The sequence below is a fragment of the Pseudomonas huaxiensis genome, assembly GCF_003231275.1.
Taxonomy (GTDB): Bacteria; Pseudomonadota; Gammaproteobacteria; order Pseudomonadales; family Pseudomonadaceae; genus Aquipseudomonas; species Aquipseudomonas huaxiensis.
In genome coordinates, this window is record NZ_QKVL01000002.1 from 338,521 (window position 1) to 355,514 (window position 16,994).

Genomic DNA, 16,994 nt, shown 5'->3' on the forward strand with positions numbered 1-16,994 from the left:
TCACTCTCCTCGATCGACCTGCCCCAGCAGGCGCTGGCGCAGTTGTGGATCACGGGCCCGCGGGTCCAGCCAGATGGCGAAGAACGCACGGGCAAAGGCGGCGTCGTCAATCTCGCGGCGCAGCTCGCCGTCGACATAGAAACGGCAGCCGCGTCCCGGCAGATACAAGCCGATGATACGCATGCCGGGCCGCACATCGACAAAGGCGCCGTTCATGGCCTCGGTCCAGCGGTCCAGGGTGGCGGCGTCCAGCGTCTTGTCGCCGAGGCGGCGCATTTCTTCGAGGCTGGCTTCGACCAGTGTGTCCCGGGATAGCGAGCGGTGGTAGATGAGTTCCAAGGCGAAGGGCCGCTGCAAGTCGGGGGGCGTGAAGGGGCTCCACAAGCGGGCGCTGTAGAGACGCAGGCCAAACCAGGTGAATTCTCCGCTGCCCACCAGCCGGGCGTCGGGCAATGCGGGCCGCCAGTCGGCGGCGGCGTTGGCGGTCAGCGCCAGCAGCAGGGAGAGCGATACCAGGGTTCGTCGCCTGCGATTGCTGGTGCTCGCCATGTGAAAGAACCTCGAAAGCGCTGCGAAATATTGTACAAGTATATTCTCTTGTACAACTTTCGCTTGGGCGGGTTCATTTCTGTAGAGGTTTTCTTGCTGGCTGGCAGATGGTCGGTGTTCTCAGGACCGAGCGCCGCATCGCGAGCAAGCTCGCTCCTACAGGTCACACATTTGGCACGGTAGGAGCGCGCTTGTCGGGGCGACGATCCGTCGCGAGATGATCAGGCATCCGCCAACACCAGATCAGCCCCCTTCTCCGCCACCATCAGCACGGCAGCATGGGTGTTGCCGGAGGTCACATTGGGGAAGATCGACGCATCGATCACCCGCAGCCCATCAAGGCCGTGCACTTTCAGGCGTTTGTCCACCACCGAGCTGGCTTCGTCGGCGCCCATGGCGCAGGTGCCGCACAGGTGGTAGATCGAGCCGCTGTTCTCGCGGAAGTACGCCAGCATCTGCTCGTCGCTGTCCACCGCCGGGCCCGGCAGCACTTCTTCGACGGTAATGCCCTTGAGCGCCGGAGCCTGCATGATCTTGCGCATCAGCCGGCTGCCCTGGATCACCTCGTCGATGTCCTTCTCGGTGCTCAGGTAGTTGGGGTCGATCAGCGCCGCATCGCGGGGGTTGCCCGAGGCAATTTCGACATGACCACGGCTGGTCGGCCGGCACGGGTTGAAGCACAGCAGGAAGCCGGAGTACGGCTCGGGCTTGAGGCTGGCCTTGTTGTTCTTCGGGATCTGGTACGACAGTGGGTTGAAATACAACTGCAGATTGGGGTTCTGCTCGCCCTCCTGACCACGGAAGAAACCACCCGCCTGGTTGACGCTCATCGCCAGCGCGCCCTTGCGCGTGAACAGGTATTGCAGGCCCAGCTTGAGCTGGCCGAGCAACGAGCCGAGCTGGTCGTTGAGGGTCGGGATATTGGCCTTGTAGTAGTAGCTGACGCACAGGTGGTCCTGCAGATTGCGGCCCACCGCCGGCAGTTGCCTGACCTGCTTGATGCCGTGCTTGTCCAGCAGGGCGCGGTCGCCCACCCCGGACAGTTGCAGGATCTTCGGCGTGTCGACGGCGCCGGCGCAGAGGATGACTTCCTTGCGCGCGATAAAGCTGCGGCTGACACCGTTCTGGCTGACCAGCACGCCACTGGCCCGCTCGCCTTCGAACAGCACCCGGTCGACCAGCGCATGGTGTTCGATCGTCAGGTTTGCCCGGCTCAACGCAGGGTGCAGGTGGGCGAAGCTGCTGGAGCAGCGCTGGCCGTTACGGGTGTTGACGTCGTAGATGCCGGCGCCTTCGAATTTCGGCCCGTTGAAGTCTTCGCTGCGCGGGTAGCCCAGCTCTTCGCAACCCTTGAGGAAGACGTCGCAGATCGGGTGGGTCTGGCCCTTCATCGGGGTGATGCTGATCGGCCCGCTGCCGCCGTGGTAGGCGCTGTCGCCCAGCGGGTGGTTCTCCAGCTTGCGGAAGTACGGCAGCACGTCCTTGAAACCCCAGCCGTCGTTGCCATTGGCCGCCCAGTCGTCGAAGTCATGGGCCTGGCCGCGCACGTAGATCATCGCGTTGATCGAACCCGAACCGCCCTGCACCTTGCCGCGCGGGGCGTAGATGGCGCGATTGGCGAGTTGCTTCTGCGGCTGGCTGTAATACATCCAGTTGAAGGTCGGGTTGTAATACATCTTGGCGAAACCGACCGGGATCTTGAACCAGAACGAGTCGTCCTTGCCGCCCGCTTCCAGCAGCAGCACCGAGTGCTTGCCCGAGGCCGACAGCCGGTTGGCGAGGACGCAACCGGCAGCACCCGCGCCGGCGATGATGTAGTCGTAAGTCATGCAGTTACCGCGTAAGTCAGAGTGAGCGCCGCCCGTTGCCGGGCGAGCGTCGGGTCAGCCCTTGGCCGGCGAAATGTCGCGCACGTCGGCCGGGGTTGGTGCCATTTGCAGGTGCAGGCGCTGGCCGGTGTAGGGCGTGTGCTTGCGCACCACGTCCATGTTCAGCTCGACACCCAGGCCCGGTTCGCTGGACGGGATGATGTAGCCGTCTTCCCATTGCAGCGGCCTGGTCAGCACTTCGGCATGGAAGCCGCCCCAGGTCTCGATGCTTTCCTGGATCAGGAAGTTCGGCGTGCAGGCAGCGAGCTGGAAGCTGGCCGCCGCGCCGATCGGACCGTTGTAGAGGTGCGGGGCAATCTGCGCGTAGTACACCTCGGCCAGGCTGGCGATCTTCTTCGCCTCCAGCAGACCGCCGCAGCGCGCCACGTTCATCTGCAGGATCGACGCACCGCCGGCCTGCAGCAGCTTGAAGAACTCGTACTTGGTGGTCAGCCGCTCGCCGGTGGCGATGGGGATGCTGGTCTTGCTGGCCACCTGGGCCATGGCGTCTTCCTGGCCCGGCGGGATCGGCTCTTCGAACCACAATGGATCGTACTTCTCCAGGCGCTTGGCCAGGCGGATCGCCGAAGACGGCACCATTTGCCCGTGGGTGCCGAACAGCAGGTCGCACTTGTCGCCCACCGCCTCGCGGATCTTGCGGCAGAAGGTTTCGCAGCGCGCCAGCACTTCCAGGGATATCTGGTGCCCGGAATAGGCGGTGTACGGGCCCGCCGGATCGAACTTCACTGCGGTGAAGCCCTTGTTCATGTTCTGCACCGCGCATTCGGCGGCCAGGTCCGGGTCATCGTAGTCGTACTCGCCCTGGCTGTTGACCGGGTACAGGTAGGTGTAGGAACGCAGGCGCTCGTGCACCTTGCCGCCGAGCAGTTCGTAGACCGGCTTGTTCGCCGCCTTGCCGATGATGTCCCAGCAGGCCATTTCCAGGCCGCTGACCACGCCCATCATGGTCAGGTCCGGGCGCTGGGTGAAGCCGCTCGAATAGGCCTGACGGAAGAAACGCTCGATGTGGTGCGGGTCCTGGTCGAGCAGGTAGCGCTCGAACACGTCCTCGATGATCGGCAGCATGGCCTTGGGGCCGAAGGTGGCAGCGTAGATCTCGCCGACGCCTTCAATGCCGCAGGCAGTGCGCAGCTTGACGAACAGCCAGTACATGCCGCCGATGTGTGGGGGCGGTACGGCGACGATATGGGTTTCGAGAGCGACGATTTTCATCTCAGGCACCTGTGTTCTGAAGTCGGTTGTTGCGCTTGACCCGGGCCCGCAGTGCCACCGCGGCCAGGGTGCCGATCAGGCCCACGGCGCCGATGTAGCTGAAGTACAGCTTGTAGCCCAGGGCGCCAGGGTAGTGTTCGGTGAGGTAACCGTTGATCAGCGGAATGAAGGTGTCGGGCAGGTAGCCGACCACCGAGACGATGCCGATCGCCAGGCCGGTGATGCGCAGCGGAATGGCGCAGGTATCGAGGATTGCCCAGTACAGGCCACGGATGGCGTAGGTCATCAGGCCGATGAAGATCACCGTGGCGATCAGCAGGCCGAGACTGTTCAGCGCCGGGAAGACGATCAGGCCGAAGATGCCCAGGGTGGCCAGGAGCATGGCCACGATCAGCACCGAGACGTTGCTGAACTTGTCACCCAACCAGCCGCCACCGATGCCGCCGATGGGGCGCATCCACAGCTTGATGGTGGTGATGGTGCCGGCCATGACGGCGGTCATGCCGCTGCCTTGCAGGTAGTCGGAGAAACTGTAGGTGGCCCAGAAGATGTGGTAGCCGCAGAACACAATGGCGGTCACCAGCCACAGCTCGGGGATCCTGACCAGGGTCGCGAGGTCGCTCAGCAGGTTGAACTTGCCCTTCTCCACCGCCTCGGTGCTTTCCATGGACTTGGGGTCCTTGAGCAGCACCAGTACGCAGCCGATGGCGATACAGGTGAAGGAGTACAGGTAGACCACGTGCTTGAAGCCTTCTGCGACCGATTCGCCGCGGGTTTCGGTGGCAAAGGCGAACAGCGCCAGGGCCACGGTGGCCAGCAGCGCCTCCACCAGACCGCGGCCGCCGTCGAGGATGCCGAAGAAACGGCCCTGCTCGGAATGCCGGGCGATCATCTTGACCCGCTTGAGCACCGAGGCCCAGAAGGTCAGGCCGGTGGTCAGGCCCCAGCAGCCGAAGATGATCAGCAGGCCGGTCATCGACGGCGCAGTGGAATACCACAGGCCCAGCGCGCCGGTGGCCACCAGCGAGAAGAAGATCAGGAAACGCGGGGCGATGCGGTCAGCCAGCCAGCCGCTGGGCAGGTAGCTGAGCAGGAAGATGGTGCCGAGCATGGAGTACAGGTAACCCAGCTCGCTGTGGTTGATCTGGAATACCTCGAGCATGGTGGTCTGGTAGACCTGCCGCAGGTAGAGAATCGGGTAGATCGCGCCGGCAGCGAGCACCAGCAGCATCAGTTGGAAATAGCGACTTCCCTTGTCGCTGGCGCCCGCGACGGGGACGGCGGAATCCTGGACAGCAGCATTGGCAGCATGCTTGGACATTCTTGGAGCCTCATTGTTTTTATTGGTATAGCGGGTTCGCAGCTACAAGCTTCAAGCTGCAAGCCACAAGTAAAGGCACAGCGCGTGCTGCTTTTACTTGCCGCTTGAAGCGTGGAACTTGCGGCTTCAGTAATTCATGACCACCAGTCGGGTCTGGGTGAATTCGAGCATTCCGTGCTTGCCGTCATCGCCGCCCAGGCCCGAGCGTTTCCAGCCGGCGTGGAAGCCCTGATACGGGTCGGCCGGGGTGCGATTGACGTACAGCTCGCCGGCCTCGATGGCGGCGGCCACCTTCATGGTGGTGCGGTAGTTTTCGGTGTAGAGCACCGAGGACAGGCCGAACTGGTGGTCGTTGGCCATGTCCAGCGCCTGGTCGATGCTGTGGTAGCGCAGCAGCGCCAGCACCGGACCGAAGGTTTCTTCCTGGACGATTTCCATGTCCTGGCGGCAGTGGCTGAGCAGGGTCGGCGGGTAGAAATGGCCCGGGCCCTGCGGAATGAAACCACCGGTTTCCAGCACCGCGCCGGCCGCGACCGCGCGCTCGACCATGGCGTGGATATTGCGCCGGGAGGCAGCGTTGACCAGCGGGCCCATCCGCTGCGGTTCCTCGGCGCGGTCGCCGAAACGCACCGCGGCGAATTTCTCCTTGAGCAGCGCCAGCAGGCGGTCGTGCACGCTGTCGTGGGCGTAGACCCGCTCCACCGCCGTGCACAACTGGCCGCAGTGGGTGGTCTTGGAACCGACAATATCGTTGGCGGCCTTTTCCAGGTCGGCATCGGCTTCGACGATCACTGGCGTCTTGCCGCCCAGTTCCAGGGACGGCTTGGCGATGTTTTCCTTGCAGTAATCGAGGACGATGCGCCCGGCGTTGACGCTGCCGGTCAGGGTGATCAAGCCCACCGCCTTGTGGGTGCAAAGGCTGGCAGCGGTGGCGTGGTCCATGGTCAGGATGTTCAGCACGCCCGCTGGCAGGCCGGCCTGTTGCGCGGCGCGGGCGATTTCAAACGCCGACAGCGGCGTGTTGTTGCTCGGCCGCACCACCACGGTATTGCCGGCGATCAGCGCCGGAGCAACTTTGCGCAGCAGGGTGTAGACCGGGTAGTTGAACGGAATCAGGCAGGCCACCACGCCGATCGGCTCGCGGTGCAGGAACAGACGTTCGTCGGGGGTATCGCTGGGGATGATCTCGCCTTCGATGCGCCGCGCCCACTCGGCGTGGTAGCGAGTGATTTGTGCGGCGTAACGGGCCTCGTTGCTGGCGTCTTCCAGGCTCTTGCCGGACTCGGCGGCCAGCGCCTCGCCGATCTGCACGGCATGGGCGTCGAGGGCGTCGGCGAAGGCGCGCAGGTGCTCGCCGCGCTCGATGCTGGTCAGCTTGCCCCAGGTCTTCTGCGCCACGGCAGCGGCGTCGACGGCGGCGATGGCCTCCTCCACGGTGGCCGCGGCGACCTGGCCGACCACGCTTTCCGTGGCCGGGTCCTGCACCGCAATCAATGCCGCGCCGGCAGGCTCGATAAAGTGGCCATCAACAAAATTTCGCTCGATTCGCATCGTGGGTTGCCCATCGTTGTCACGTTGTTATTGACGGGCAGTGTTGTGATTCGGGGGCGGATGGACAAACGATTAATAGCGCAGGGAAACATTCGAAAAATGCATGTTAGTGGGTGTGCTTCAGGAGGCCATCGCTGGCAAGCCAGCGCCCACAGTGTTAATGGCAACTGAACCCGGTGGGAGCTGGCTTGCCAGCGATGGCCCCCTGAAAAGCCACCTCAAACAGCCGGATTAGACGGTTCCAACTGCCGCTGCGCCAGCCAGATCTCTTCCTGCAACCACTGGCTGAACAACTGCAACTGCGGCGCATCGCGCTGTTCCGGGCGGGTCACCAGCCAGTAGGACTGGTGACCGTCCACATGCACATTGAGCACCTGGGTCAGCCGTCCGCTGGCCAGTTCCGGGGCGACCATGTGCCAGTCGGCGATGGTGATGCCCAAACCGTCCACCGCAGCACGGATGGCCAGGTCCAGCAGGTCGAACTCATAACCGCCCTGGGTATCCACGCCGCTGATGCGGGCAGCGTCCAGCCAGTGTTTCCAGGTGAGGTAGCGCTGGTCTTCGCGGGCCAGCACATGCAGCAACGTCATGCGGTTCAGGTCGATGCCCTGCTCGTCTTCCTCCCGGGCATACAACGACGGCGCACACACGGCGATATGCCGCTCCTGAATCAGTAACGAGCTGTCCAGGCCATCCCACTCGCCATTGCCGAAGCGGATCGCGCAATCGAGGGTGGCGGTTTCCGCGAGGCTGTCCTGCAACCGCGTGGTAATGCTCAGTTCCAGTTCCGGATGGCGCTCGCGCAGACGTCCCAGCCGTGGCATCAGCCAGCGGCTGGTAAAGGTCGGCGGGGCATTGAGGTGCAGGCGGTTGGCGTGGGTTTTCTGCTGGATGCTGCGCACGGTCATTTCGATCTTGTCGAACGACTGGTGCAGCGCCCGCAGCAGCACGCGCCCGGCATTGGTCAGTTCAAGATGATGATGCCGGCGTTGCAGCAGGTGCTCGCCCAGTTGCTCTTCCAGTTGCCGCACCTGGCGGCTGACCGCGCTCTGGGTGACGTTGAGCAACTCGGCGGCGCGGGTGAAGCTGCCGGTGCTACCGGCCACTTCGAAGGCTTTGAGTGCGTTGAGACCTGGCATTTTGCGTTTCATGGAAGGCGCTCGGAAGACGGCTGACAAGGTTTGCAGTATTCCACGCGGCAAGGACTCTTCCTACAAAGCCGACAAAATTCTCAGGCAGTAACCTGCGTTAAACGCAGGTTTGTCCCCCGATTTAATCGTTTGTCCCGCAAAGGCTCGATGGCAACACTGCGCGCGTCTCACATAACAATAAACGAGAGCCGCCACATGCCCTTCACCGCTTCCCTGCGCTTGCAGTCCGTTTGTCTTGCCGCCTTGTCCAGCCTCGCCGTCCCGGCGATGGCGGTGCAGGTCACCGACCACCTCGACCTCGGTGGCGCCGTGCGCGCCCGTTGGGACTACGACCCGGACCGCGACATCCAGAAGTTCAACTTCGACACCGCCTTCCTCACTGCCAAATACACCTCCGACACCTGGATCGGCGCCGCCAAGTACCGTTTCTACGGGCGCGCTTACCCGTACAAGTACACCAATAATGTCGGCGACGTGGCGTTTGCCGAAACCGCCTGGGTCGGCTACCGCTTCAACCCGGACCAGCAGATCCAGGTCGGCCTCAACCAGATTCCGTTCGGCCTGCAGCCGTACTTCGGCAGCACCTTCTTCGAAACCCTGGGCAACGTCATCGGCCTGGAAGATGTCGAGCAGATCGGCGCCAAGTACATCCAGCAGGTCGGCGACTGGAACATCCAGGCCGGCTACTACCTGCGCCCGGCCTGGCAAGGCAAGGGCACCAGCAATGGCCGCACCTATTCCACTGTGGTGTCCTCGGCCGACAGCTACGTCGAGGACGGCAGCGACAACCGCGAGCGCAACACTGCGGTGCTGCGCCTGGCCAAGGCCGTGCAGCTGGGCGACTGGAAATCCGAGGTCGGCGTGTCGGGCATGACTTCCACGCTGAAGAACAACGACACCGGCGACGACGGCCGGCGCAATGCCGTGGCGGTGCACTACCTGGGCAAGAACGGCCTGTGGGGCGTGCAATTGATGGCGGCGCGGCAACAGATGTCGCCGCGCAATGAAGGCACCGATGAAGTGGTCACCTTCGGCGGCTACGACGGCACCTTCAACGTCGCCAGCCGCGGCAACTTCTACGTTGCCGACCTCAGCTACGACGTCGACGGCAAATACCTGTTCGACCAGCTCAGCGGGATCAAGCTGTACGCCAACTACAGCGCCTTCGACAAATCCGCCTCGGGCTTCGACACCTCCGAGCGGCTGATCCTTGGCTCGTCGTTCTCACTGAGCAAATTGTGGATCGCCACCGAATGGCTGATCGGCAAGAACGATCCCTATATCGGTGGCAGCAGCTATGCGCAGAGCCTGGGCGCTGGCGGCAGTGATCAGTGGGAGAACCAGGTTTACGTGAATATCGGTTACTACTTCTAGAAGCGGCTGGAGCGGAGCTGCCAAACACATGCTCTATTTTGGCGCATCGCGAGCAAGCTCGCTCCTACAGGGGCATTCGCGGGTTCAGTGACCTGTAGGAGCGAGCTTGCTCGCGAAGCGCCGGATCGACCAAGACAGACACATGCCGTGCTCATCCGATCTCATAACCCCAACTACCGCCCCGGCCACACCACCGCCTGAGCCGCGATCACATGCTGCTTGCTCGCATCGAAGGTGATGCTGGGCGAGCCATGCAACTCGTACCCCAGCGCAAGCATTTCGGAAATGCGCTGGCAGAACGCGGAATCGTCGCGGCCGGTGATCAGGCGATAGACCGGCAGGCCATTGGGTGGCGTCGAGCTCATGGGGCTTCCTTGTGTACCAGGGGATCAGGCCCGCGATCATAGCACTCAGCTATTACCGCGGTGACTGTCCTCCCCGCCAATCGCCCGCGCCGCCCGTATCAGCGACAGATGCGTCAGCCCTTGCGGCAGGTTGCCCAGGTACTGGCCACTGTCGGGATCGACCATCTCGGCGTAGATCCCCACCCCGCGCCCCAGACCCTCCACCGCCTTGTCGAACGCGTCCTCGGCCCGCGCTTGCTGGCCAAGCAAGGCCCAGGCCTCGATCAACCAGAACGTGCAGGCAAGGAAGCAACCTTCCTCCAGCTCGACCTGGCTGTAACGGTAGTGAAAAGCACCCCGCCCCAACTCCCGCTGCACCGCCTCCAGAGTGCTGCGCAAACGTTCCCGCTCGGGGTAGCCGAAGCGCACCGCGAGGGCGATCGAGCCGTCGAGCCGTTCGCTGTCCGGGTAGAACTGATACCCCTGCAGCGTCTCGCTCCAGCAATGGGCCTCGACCCAGGCGTGAACACGCTGGCGCTCACGGTCCCAGCGATCACGGCACGTGGTAGGCAGGTGGCCGTGGTCGGCCAGCTCCACCGCGTGGTTGAGGGCCTGCCAGCAACTGATTTTCGAAGTGGTGTAATGGCGAATCTCCGGCAGTTCCCAGATGCCGGAATCGGGCTGGCGCCAGGTATCGGCGCACTGGTCAGCGAAACAGCACAGCAGCTTCGCGCTGCGGGCATCGAGGACGTTGCCGCAAGCGATGAAACTGCGCACCGTCTCGAAGATATCGCCGTAGATGCCGTGCTGGATCTGCCCGGTGGCATTGTTGCCGACCACCGGCGGCGAGTATTTGTAGCCGGGCAACGGCAACGCACGTGCGCCCTCGCCCACCTCGCCTTGCAGCGTGTAGAACACCCGCACGCCGTGCTCGCTCAGGCGGTGCAGCAGCCAGGTCAGAGCCGCCTTGGCTTCGGGCTGGGCGCCCATGGTGAGGAAGGCTTCGATGATGTAGCCGGCGTCCCGCACCCAGGCGAAGCGATAGTCATAGTTCTTGGTGCCGCCGATGCGCTCGGGCAGCGAGGTGGTGGCCGCGGCCATGATCGCCCCGGTGGGCGAGGACAGCAGCAGCTTGAGCGCCAGCGCGCTGCGCACCACCAGCGTCTGGTACGGGCCGTCATAGCTCAGGCATTCACTCCATTGCAGCCACTCGCGGTGCGAACCGTCGATGCGCGCGTCGATCAGTTCGAGGCTCGGCACCACCAGCGGTTCATCGCGCCCGCTGACGATGGCCATGACCACCTTGTCGCCGGCCGCCACGCGCACCTCGGCGCGCACGCCAAGGTCGTCCTTGCGCTGGATCTGCAATTGCTCGCTGTAGATGAACATGCCGAGGATATGGCCGGCGTGAAACACGCAGCCGTTGCCGGTCGGGGCGAGAAAGGGCGAGACGGTGTCGGCCTGGGTGCCGAAGTCGATCTTCACCGCGAAATCGACCTGCCCTTCCATGCCTTCCAGGCGCCGCCCCAGTTCCCCCCAAGGCAAACGCCCGGCCGGGCCGCTGTTGAGCGACTCGACCAGGCGCACACGACCGCTGTCAGTGATGAACAGGGTTTCCAGCACGTTGCTGCCCGGCAGGTAACGGCGCTCGACGCGGTACGCCTGCTTCGGCGTAATCGCGAAGTAGCCGCCGTGGTGCGGCGCCAGCAGGCGATCGAACAACGGCGGCGAGTCCATGTGCGGCACGCACCACCAGTCGATCGAACCGTCCCAGCCCACCAGCGCCACCGAACGCCCGTCGCCAAGCGCCGCATACCCTTCAAGGGGTAGCCAGCCACCCGCATCGCGTTGCGGTTCGCCATGCTGGATGCCTTGCATCACGCGGTCTTCCACGGGGTCGCTCCGAAGTGAGAGGTGTTTCCTTCGGACCGGTGGAGACGCCGGCAAGTTCGGCTGGATCGCGCCTCAGAACTTCGCCCGCAACGCCACGTTGAAATTGCGTGGCTCGCCGTAGAAGTTCCAATAGTTGTCGTTGCCGATGGTCTGGATGTACTTCTTGTCGAAGACGTTATCCAGGTTGTACTGCACTTCAAGATGCTCGTTCAGCTCGTAGATCGCGTGCAGGCTGGTCAGGGCGTAGCCGCGCTGCTGGATCTGGTAGTTGGCCTCGCGGTTGGTGATCTTGCTCTGGGCGTACACGCTGCCGCCCACCCGCGCCTTGTTCAGCACACCCGGCAGGCGATAGTCGGTGGCGATCTTGAACAGGTGCCGCGGTGCCAGCGACGAGTAATCCTCGCCCTTCTGCTCGCCGCCAATGTACTTGGACTGGACGTAGGTGTAGCCCGCCGACAGGTTCCATTCCTCGGTCAACGCGCCGTTCACCTCCAGCTCAACGCCGCGGTTGCGGACTTTCTCGGAAGGCTCGTAGCAGTTGCATGGCAGCAGGTATTCGGCGCGACCGGTCTGGTCGGCCTGGAACAGTGCGACGCTGGCGTTAAGGCGCTTGTCGTAGAACTCGCCCTTGAGGCCCAGCTCGTAGTTGCTGCCGGTCATGGGGTCGAGGATCGAGCCGCTGGAGTCCAGGTTCGCCTGCGGCTTGAAGATTTCGGTGTAGCTGGCGTAGGCGGAAAGGTTGTCGCTCAGCTCCTGCACCAGGCCGGCGTAGGGCGTGATCTCGCGGTTTTTCGCGTATTCGGTGTTGCGCGGGATGCCGGTGGTGTTGGTCATGTTCTCGGTCTTGAACCAACTGACCCGGCTACCGACGATGAACCTGGTGCTGTCGGTCAGGCTGAAGCGCGCGGCGCCGTAGACCCCGGACTGCTCCTGGGTGATGTTGTACTTCCACATATTGGCGTTGAGCCCGGTCGGCTTGGGCGGGTTGAAGCCGGACAGGTCGTTCATGTCGAACTGATAGCCGTAACCGGCATCGCGACCGCCGTGGTAGTCGAAATCGTCCTTGCGCAGGTTGGCGCCCAGCACCAGCTCATGGCGCCGCCCCAGCAATTCGAACGGCCCGGTGGCATAGCCGTCGACGCTGGTCTGGGTGTCGTCATAGAAGAAGTGCCGCGGATTCAGGCTGAAGCGGTCGCCGCTGACGCGCCAGGTGTAGTTGCCGAGAAAATCCGACTTGGCCTTGATGTGGTTGGCGGCGACGATCAGTTTCCAGTCGTTGTCGAAGCTGTGCTGGATGTCGGCGAAAAAGGTGGTGTTGTTCTTGTTCAGCTTGTTCCACTTGCCGGTGAGATTGGTCGAGCGCGACAGCGGATAGAACGTGCCGTCTTTGGCGGTTGGCAGGGCCGACCAGTCATAACCGGAGTTGCGGTCCTTCTGATAGGAAAAACCCAACGTGGCCATGGTGCTTGCCGACAGGTCCATTTCGACGATGCCGTAGAACAACTGGTTTTCTTTTTTCACGTTGTCCATGTAGCTGTTGGCGTCGTTGTAGCTCATCACCGTGCGCCCGCGCAGCGTGCCCTGCTCGTTCAGTGCCGACGATAAATCGACCAGGGTGCGGTAGTTGTCCCACGAGCCCACCGAGGTTTCCACCAGCGCCTGGGGTTCGGCCGTCGGCCGCTTGCGCACCAGGTTGATCGCCGCCGATGGCGTGCCCGCGCCTTCGGTCAGGCCGGTGGCGCCGCGTACCACTTCGACGCGGTCGTAGATATCGGTGGCCGGTTTGGAGATGGCGTCCATCGAATAGGCGTTGCCGATGTTGGTGGGCACGCCGTCGATCTGCAGGCTGTCCACCAACTGGCCGCGGGACTGGTACAGCGAGCGCTCGCCGCCGTTCTTGATGACGATCACGCCGGTGGTGTTCTGCAGCACGTCGTCCAGGTCCTTCATGTTCTGGTCGTCCATGCGCTGGCGGGTAACCACGGTCACCGACTGCGGGGTTTCGCGCTGGGTCATGTTCAGCCGCGTGGCGGTGGTGGTCGGGCCACGGCTTGCGTACGAGGTGCTGCCCTCGGTGACGCTCCCCGCCACCGCGCCGGTCACCGACGTGGCGCCCAACTGCACGGCATCCCCTTGCACCGCGGCCTTTTCCAGCATGACGCTGCCGGCGCCGGTGGTGTGCCAGATCAGCCCGCTGCCCTGCAGCAAACGCTGCAACGCCGCCTCGGGTTCCTGGCTGCCACGCACGGCCGGGCTGCTCAGGCCCTGCACCAACTCGCCGTTGTAAATCACCTGCAAACCGCTCTGCTCGGCCAACTGGTTGAGCGCCGAACCCAGCGACTGCGCGGGAATATCGAAGGCAACCGGCTCGGCCCAGGCCAGCGCGGGCAACAGGCCCATCAGCAGCGTGGCGCGGCGCAAGGCGACGACGAGTGGACGGATACCGGTGGTGACGTGACGCATGTAAATCTCCCTGGCGAATGCAACGTATTATCGTTTTCGCCAAGGAAGACGGGTGACGAACGCAGACCCGTAAAAAATTTTCGATTCAGCGTGGCTGCATCACCAGCACATAATCGGTGTAGCGCTTGATGGTCAGGGGGAACGCCTGTTCCAGGGTGGCCAGGGCGTCGTCGAGGCGGTCGAGGCGGAAGGTGCCGCTGACCCGCAGCCCGCGCAGGTTGTCGTCGCCGATCAGCAGGTAGCCGGGGCGGTAGCGCTGCAACTCGGCGAGCACGTCTGCCAGCGGTGTCATCTCGAACACCAGCCGGCCATGCTGCCAGGCCAGGGCCTTGGCGGTATCGACCGGCTGCTTCGCCAGCAACGCCCCGCCCTGCCAGGTGACCTGTTCGCCGGCCGCCAGGGTGACCGCCGCAGCATCACCCTGCACCGCCACCCGGCCTTGGGCGACGGTGACTTGTATGCCGTTGTCCTGTTTACGCACCGCGTAGACCGTGCCCAGCGCCGTGGCACTCAGGTCACCGGCCGCGACCCGGAACGGCCGCTGCGGATCGTGCGCGACTTCGAACAGCGCCTCGCCCTTGCGCAGGACGATCTCGCGGCGGTCATCGTGCAGGGTGACATCCACCGCCGAATCGACGTCGAGGAGGATTCGCGAACCGTCGGCCAACGTAATGCGCTGCTGTTCGCCACGGGCGGTGCGGTAGTCGGCATCCCAGGCCTGTTGCCGGACCAGACCGAGGCTCACGCCGATCACCAACACCGCCGCCGCAGACCAGCGCCACACCCGCGGGGTGCGGGTTCGCTCGACCGGCAATTCAACCTGTCCCGCGAGCTGCCACAACCGCCGGGCTTCGACAAACGCCTGCTGGTGGTCCGGGTGCTCCTGGCACCAGGCGCGCGCGGCCTCGACGTCTGCCGGGCTGGCATCGCCCGACGTCAAGCGCACCACCCAGGCATGGGCAGTGGCGTGCAATGGACGGTCGGGATGGTGGGTATCGGACATGGCGGTCAACGCTGAAGACTTCGGCGCAAAAAGTCCAGCGCACCGGCGAGGCTTTTCTCCACCGTACTGAGGGAAACACCCAGCTCACGGGCGACATCCTTGTGCGCCATGCCCTGCAACCGGCACTTCAGGAAAATGCTTTTGGCCGGCTCGTCCATGCGTTGCCAGGCCGCGTTCAGTGCTTCCAGCTCCTGGCTGGCGGCGACGGTATCGATGAGTTCGGGGCTTTCCCCGGTGACTTCGAAGAGATAGGCCATACCTTGATCGTGACGCTCCCGGGACACCCGGCTGCGCAGGTGGTCGATGGCCAGATTGCGACCGATACGGAAGATAAAGGCGCGCAGGTTGTCCACCGGCTTGCGCGGCCGCTGGCTGAGCATGCGCAGGTAGGTTTCCTGAGCGAGGTCGGCGGCGGTCTCGGTGCTCTGCAGTTGCCGATAGAGGAACACCCGCAACTCACGCGCATGCGCCTTGAAGGCCCGCTCCAGTTCTTCGGTGGTCATGCTCGACATGGCGGCCCATTGTCACTGCGGTGCGAGGGCGCAGACTCTATCGAGAACCATTCGCAAATTCAATCTATTCGTCGGCGCGGCTTATCGCCGTCTTCCACAGTTCCATTTGCAACTTGATCTCATTAGTATTGCGACCCGTTCCTATCCGCATCGGGTTATCAGGGAGTTCCGGGGTGTCCAGAACCTTGCCGCCGCCTTCAACGCACGATGACATGCACTGCCTCTACCGCGACCACAGCAGTTGGTTGCGCGGCTGGCTGCGTCGGCGTCTGGGTGATGGCGAACGGGCCGCCGACCTGACCCAGGACACGTTCCTGCGCCTGATCACCGGCACGGTGGTGCATCCGCTGCGCGAGCCGCGCAATTTCCTCGCCACCGTGGCCAAACGGGTGATGGTCGATCACCTGCGCCGGCGCACCCTGGAGCAGGCCTATCTCGCCGCCCTGGCCCAGGAACCGGAGTTGCTGGAAGTGTCGCCGGAAGACCGCGTGCTGATGCTGGAAACCCTTTTGCAACTCGATGCCATGCTCGACGGCCTCGGCCCCAAGGTGCGGATGGCGTTTTTCCTCGCCCAGCTCGATGGCCTGCCGTATGCGCAAATCGCCGAGCGGCTGGGCGTCTCGCTCAGTTCGGTGACCAAGTACATCGCCAGGGCCACCGAGCAATGCCTGCTGTTCATTCTGGACGCACGGACATGAGCCCCGCCGGTCAGCGCCTGGCCCTGCGCGATGCGGCGCAGTGGCATGCACGCCTGGGCGCCGCGCCGGAATGCCTGCACACCCGAGACCAATGGCAGGCCTGGCACCAGCAAGACGCTTTGCACCAATGGGCCTGGCAGCAACTGGAGAATTTCCGCGCCGAACTGTGCGGCGTGCCGTCCGGCCTCGCGCGGCGCACCTTGGCCACCGACCTCGCGCAACCGGCGCGGCGCACCCTGCTCAAGGGCCTGGTGCTGGGCCTCGGCGTGTCCGGGCTGAGCTGGACGGGCTATCGCCAGGCGCCGCTGTGGCTGGCGGACCACCGCACCGCCACCGGCGAACGGCGCAACCTGACCCTGGAAGACGGCACCCGCCTGACCCTCAACACCGCCAGCGCTGTGGATATCCGCTTCGACGAGCGCCAGCGCCTGATCATCCTGCGCGCAGGCGAGATCCTTCTGGAAACCGGCAAAGACCCGCGTCCACTCAAGGTGCGCAGTGCCCACGGCGAGATCCGCGCGCTGGGCACTCGCTTCAGCGTGCGCCAGCAGGACGCGCAGACCGAAGTCGATGTGCTGGAACACGCCGTCGCCGTGCGCAACCAGCCGGGAGGTGCTGAAGTCCGGGTGGAAGCCGGCATGGGCCTGCGCTTCGGCCTGGGTCCGCTGCCGTCGCCGCAACCGTTCGACCCCAACCGCGCCGAGTGGGCGCACGGCCGGCTGGTCATCGATGGCTGGCGCCTGGGCGATGTGCTGGAAGAATTGCAGCGCTACCGTCCGGGCGTTATCACCTGCGCCGACGCGGTCGCCCACCTGCGGGTGTCCGGCGCCTACCCGCTGGACGACACCGACCGCGCCCTGGCCGCCCTCGCCCAGGTGCTGCCGATACGCATCGACCAGCGCAGCCGTTACTGGATGCGGGTGCGCGGCCTCGCCTGAGTCGATGAGAAAAATAGTTTTACCGGCATTGACGATTGCCCCCTGCTCGCACGACCCCTCCTCCAAACCTGCCTCAATGCACTTGAAGGAGCGCTG

Annotated in this window: 14 protein-coding genes; 3 read left to right on the forward strand and 11 right to left on the reverse strand. The window is 64.1% G+C overall.

Translation table 11 applies throughout. From position 1 onward, the window contains the following. The 6 genes from DM374_RS04765 to DM374_RS04790 all read right to left on the reverse strand — a co-directional run bounded on the left by DM374_RS04765 (position 1) and on the right by DM374_RS04790 (position 7,673). Positions 1-549, reverse strand: coding sequence for a chalcone isomerase family protein (locus DM374_RS04765; protein WP_110968850.1), 549 nt, complete (start codon positions 547-549; stop codon positions 1-3). Positions 550-770: 221 nt separating this feature from the next. Beyond that, a complete protein-coding gene (locus tag DM374_RS34045) occupies positions 771-2,378 on the reverse strand; it encodes a GMC family oxidoreductase (protein ID WP_095155326.1) in 1,608 nt (535 codons plus the stop codon). A 54-nt stretch (positions 2,379-2,432) separates the two neighbouring features. Then, entirely contained in the window at positions 2,433-3,650 is a 1,218-nt protein-coding gene (locus DM374_RS04775; RefSeq protein WP_110968851.1) for a mandelate racemase/muconate lactonizing enzyme family protein, read from the reverse strand. Position 3,651: 1 nt separating this feature from the next. Then, positions 3,652-4,971, reverse strand: a complete 1,320-nt coding sequence (locus tag DM374_RS04780) for an MFS transporter (RefSeq protein ID WP_110968852.1) — start codon at positions 4,969-4,971, stop codon at positions 3,652-3,654. 126 nt (positions 4,972-5,097) lie between these two features. Further along, positions 5,098-6,522, reverse strand: a complete 1,425-nt coding sequence (gene aldA, locus DM374_RS04785; protein ID WP_110968853.1) for an aldehyde dehydrogenase — start codon at positions 6,520-6,522, stop codon at positions 5,098-5,100. 218 nt (positions 6,523-6,740) lie between these two features. Then, positions 6,741-7,673: a LysR substrate-binding domain-containing protein gene (locus DM374_RS04790; protein ID WP_110968854.1), complete on the reverse strand. Its 933-nt coding sequence runs from the start codon at positions 7,671-7,673 to the stop codon at positions 6,741-6,743. A 195-nt stretch (positions 7,674-7,868) separates the two neighbouring features. Between DM374_RS04790 and DM374_RS04795 the strand changes: the two genes are divergently transcribed. After that, a complete protein-coding gene (locus DM374_RS04795) occupies positions 7,869-9,047 on the forward strand; it encodes a hypothetical protein (RefSeq protein WP_110968855.1) in 1,179 nt (392 codons plus the stop codon). Positions 9,048-9,220: 173 nt separating this feature from the next. On the opposite strand, the gene DM374_RS04800 is transcribed toward DM374_RS04795, so the two are convergent. The 5 genes from DM374_RS04800 to DM374_RS04820 all read right to left on the reverse strand — a co-directional run bounded on the left by DM374_RS04800 (position 9,221) and on the right by DM374_RS04820 (position 15,262). Then, complete coding sequence (locus DM374_RS04800; protein ID WP_110968856.1) at positions 9,221-9,412, reverse strand: DUF1737 domain-containing protein; 192 nt, start codon at positions 9,410-9,412, stop codon at positions 9,221-9,223. A 45-nt stretch (positions 9,413-9,457) separates the two neighbouring features. Beyond that, positions 9,458-11,269, reverse strand: coding sequence for a glycoside hydrolase family 15 protein (locus tag DM374_RS04805; RefSeq protein ID WP_110968881.1), 1,812 nt, complete (start codon positions 11,267-11,269; stop codon positions 9,458-9,460). Between the two features lie 87 nt (positions 11,270-11,356). After that, positions 11,357-13,747 carry a TonB-dependent siderophore receptor gene (locus DM374_RS04810; protein ID WP_110968857.1) on the reverse strand — a complete coding sequence of 797 codons (2,391 nt, stop codon included), beginning with the start codon at positions 13,745-13,747 and terminating at the stop codon, positions 11,357-11,359. 85 nt (positions 13,748-13,832) lie between these two features. Next, positions 13,833-14,750 carry a FecR family protein gene (locus DM374_RS04815; RefSeq protein ID WP_110968858.1) on the reverse strand — a complete coding sequence of 306 codons (918 nt, stop codon included), beginning with the start codon at positions 14,748-14,750 and terminating at the stop codon, positions 13,833-13,835. Between the two features lie 5 nt (positions 14,751-14,755). Beyond that, positions 14,756-15,262 carry an RNA polymerase sigma factor gene (locus DM374_RS04820; protein ID WP_225422444.1) on the reverse strand — a complete coding sequence of 169 codons (507 nt, stop codon included), beginning with the start codon at positions 15,260-15,262 and terminating at the stop codon, positions 14,756-14,758. 212 nt (positions 15,263-15,474) lie between these two features. Here DM374_RS04820 and DM374_RS04825 point away from each other — a divergent pair, with 212 nt between their 5' ends. Both DM374_RS04825 and DM374_RS04830 read left to right on the forward strand, forming a co-directional pair. Beyond that, on the forward strand, positions 15,475-15,960 hold the full coding sequence (locus DM374_RS04825) for a sigma-70 family RNA polymerase sigma factor (RefSeq protein WP_110968859.1): 486 nt from the start codon (positions 15,475-15,477) through the stop codon (positions 15,958-15,960). Further along, positions 15,957-16,898, forward strand: a complete 942-nt coding sequence (locus DM374_RS04830) for a FecR domain-containing protein (protein ID WP_110968860.1) — start codon at positions 15,957-15,959, stop codon at positions 16,896-16,898. The genes DM374_RS04825 and DM374_RS04830 overlap by 4 nt, the downstream gene beginning before the upstream one ends. The last annotated feature ends 96 nt before the right edge of the window (positions 16,899-16,994 follow it).

Bases quoted from the DNA above. Each gene is read 5' to 3' on its own strand.
- DM374_RS04805 (WP_110968881.1), bottom strand. From the start codon at position 11,269: ATGCAAGGCATCCAGCATGGCGAACCGCAACGCGATGCGGGTGGCTGG.
- DM374_RS34045 (WP_095155326.1), bottom strand. From the start codon at position 2,378: ATGACTTACGACTACATCATCGCCGGCGCGGGTGCTGCCGGTTGCGTC.
- DM374_RS04830 (WP_110968860.1), top strand. From the start codon at position 15,957: ATGAGCCCCGCCGGTCAGCGCCTGGCCCTGCGCGATGCGGCGCAGTGG.
- DM374_RS04795 (WP_110968855.1), top strand. From the start codon at position 7,869: ATGCCCTTCACCGCTTCCCTGCGCTTGCAGTCCGTTTGTCTTGCCGCC.
- aldA (WP_110968853.1), bottom strand. From the start codon at position 6,522: ATGCGAATCGAGCGAAATTTTGTTGATGGCCACTTTATCGAGCCTGCC.
- DM374_RS04815 (WP_110968858.1), bottom strand. From the start codon at position 14,750: ATGTCCGATACCCACCATCCCGACCGTCCATTGCACGCCACTGCCCAT.
- DM374_RS04820 (WP_225422444.1), bottom strand. From the start codon at position 15,262: ATGTCGAGCATGACCACCGAAGAACTGGAGCGGGCCTTCAAGGCGCAT.
- DM374_RS04825 (WP_110968859.1), top strand. From the start codon at position 15,475: ATGCACTGCCTCTACCGCGACCACAGCAGTTGGTTGCGCGGCTGGCTG.
- DM374_RS04790 (WP_110968854.1), bottom strand. From the start codon at position 7,673: ATGAAACGCAAAATGCCAGGTCTCAACGCACTCAAAGCCTTCGAAGTG.
- DM374_RS04765 (WP_110968850.1), bottom strand. From the start codon at position 549: ATGGCGAGCACCAGCAATCGCAGGCGACGAACCCTGGTATCGCTCTCC.
- DM374_RS04810 (WP_110968857.1), bottom strand. From the start codon at position 13,747: ATGCGTCACGTCACCACCGGTATCCGTCCACTCGTCGTCGCCTTGCGC.
- DM374_RS04800 (WP_110968856.1), bottom strand. From the start codon at position 9,412: ATGAGCTCGACGCCACCCAATGGCCTGCCGGTCTATCGCCTGATCACC.
- DM374_RS04780 (WP_110968852.1), bottom strand. From the start codon at position 4,971: ATGTCCAAGCATGCTGCCAATGCTGCTGTCCAGGATTCCGCCGTCCCC.
- DM374_RS04775 (WP_110968851.1), bottom strand. From the start codon at position 3,650: ATGAAAATCGTCGCTCTCGAAACCCATATCGTCGCCGTACCGCCCCCA.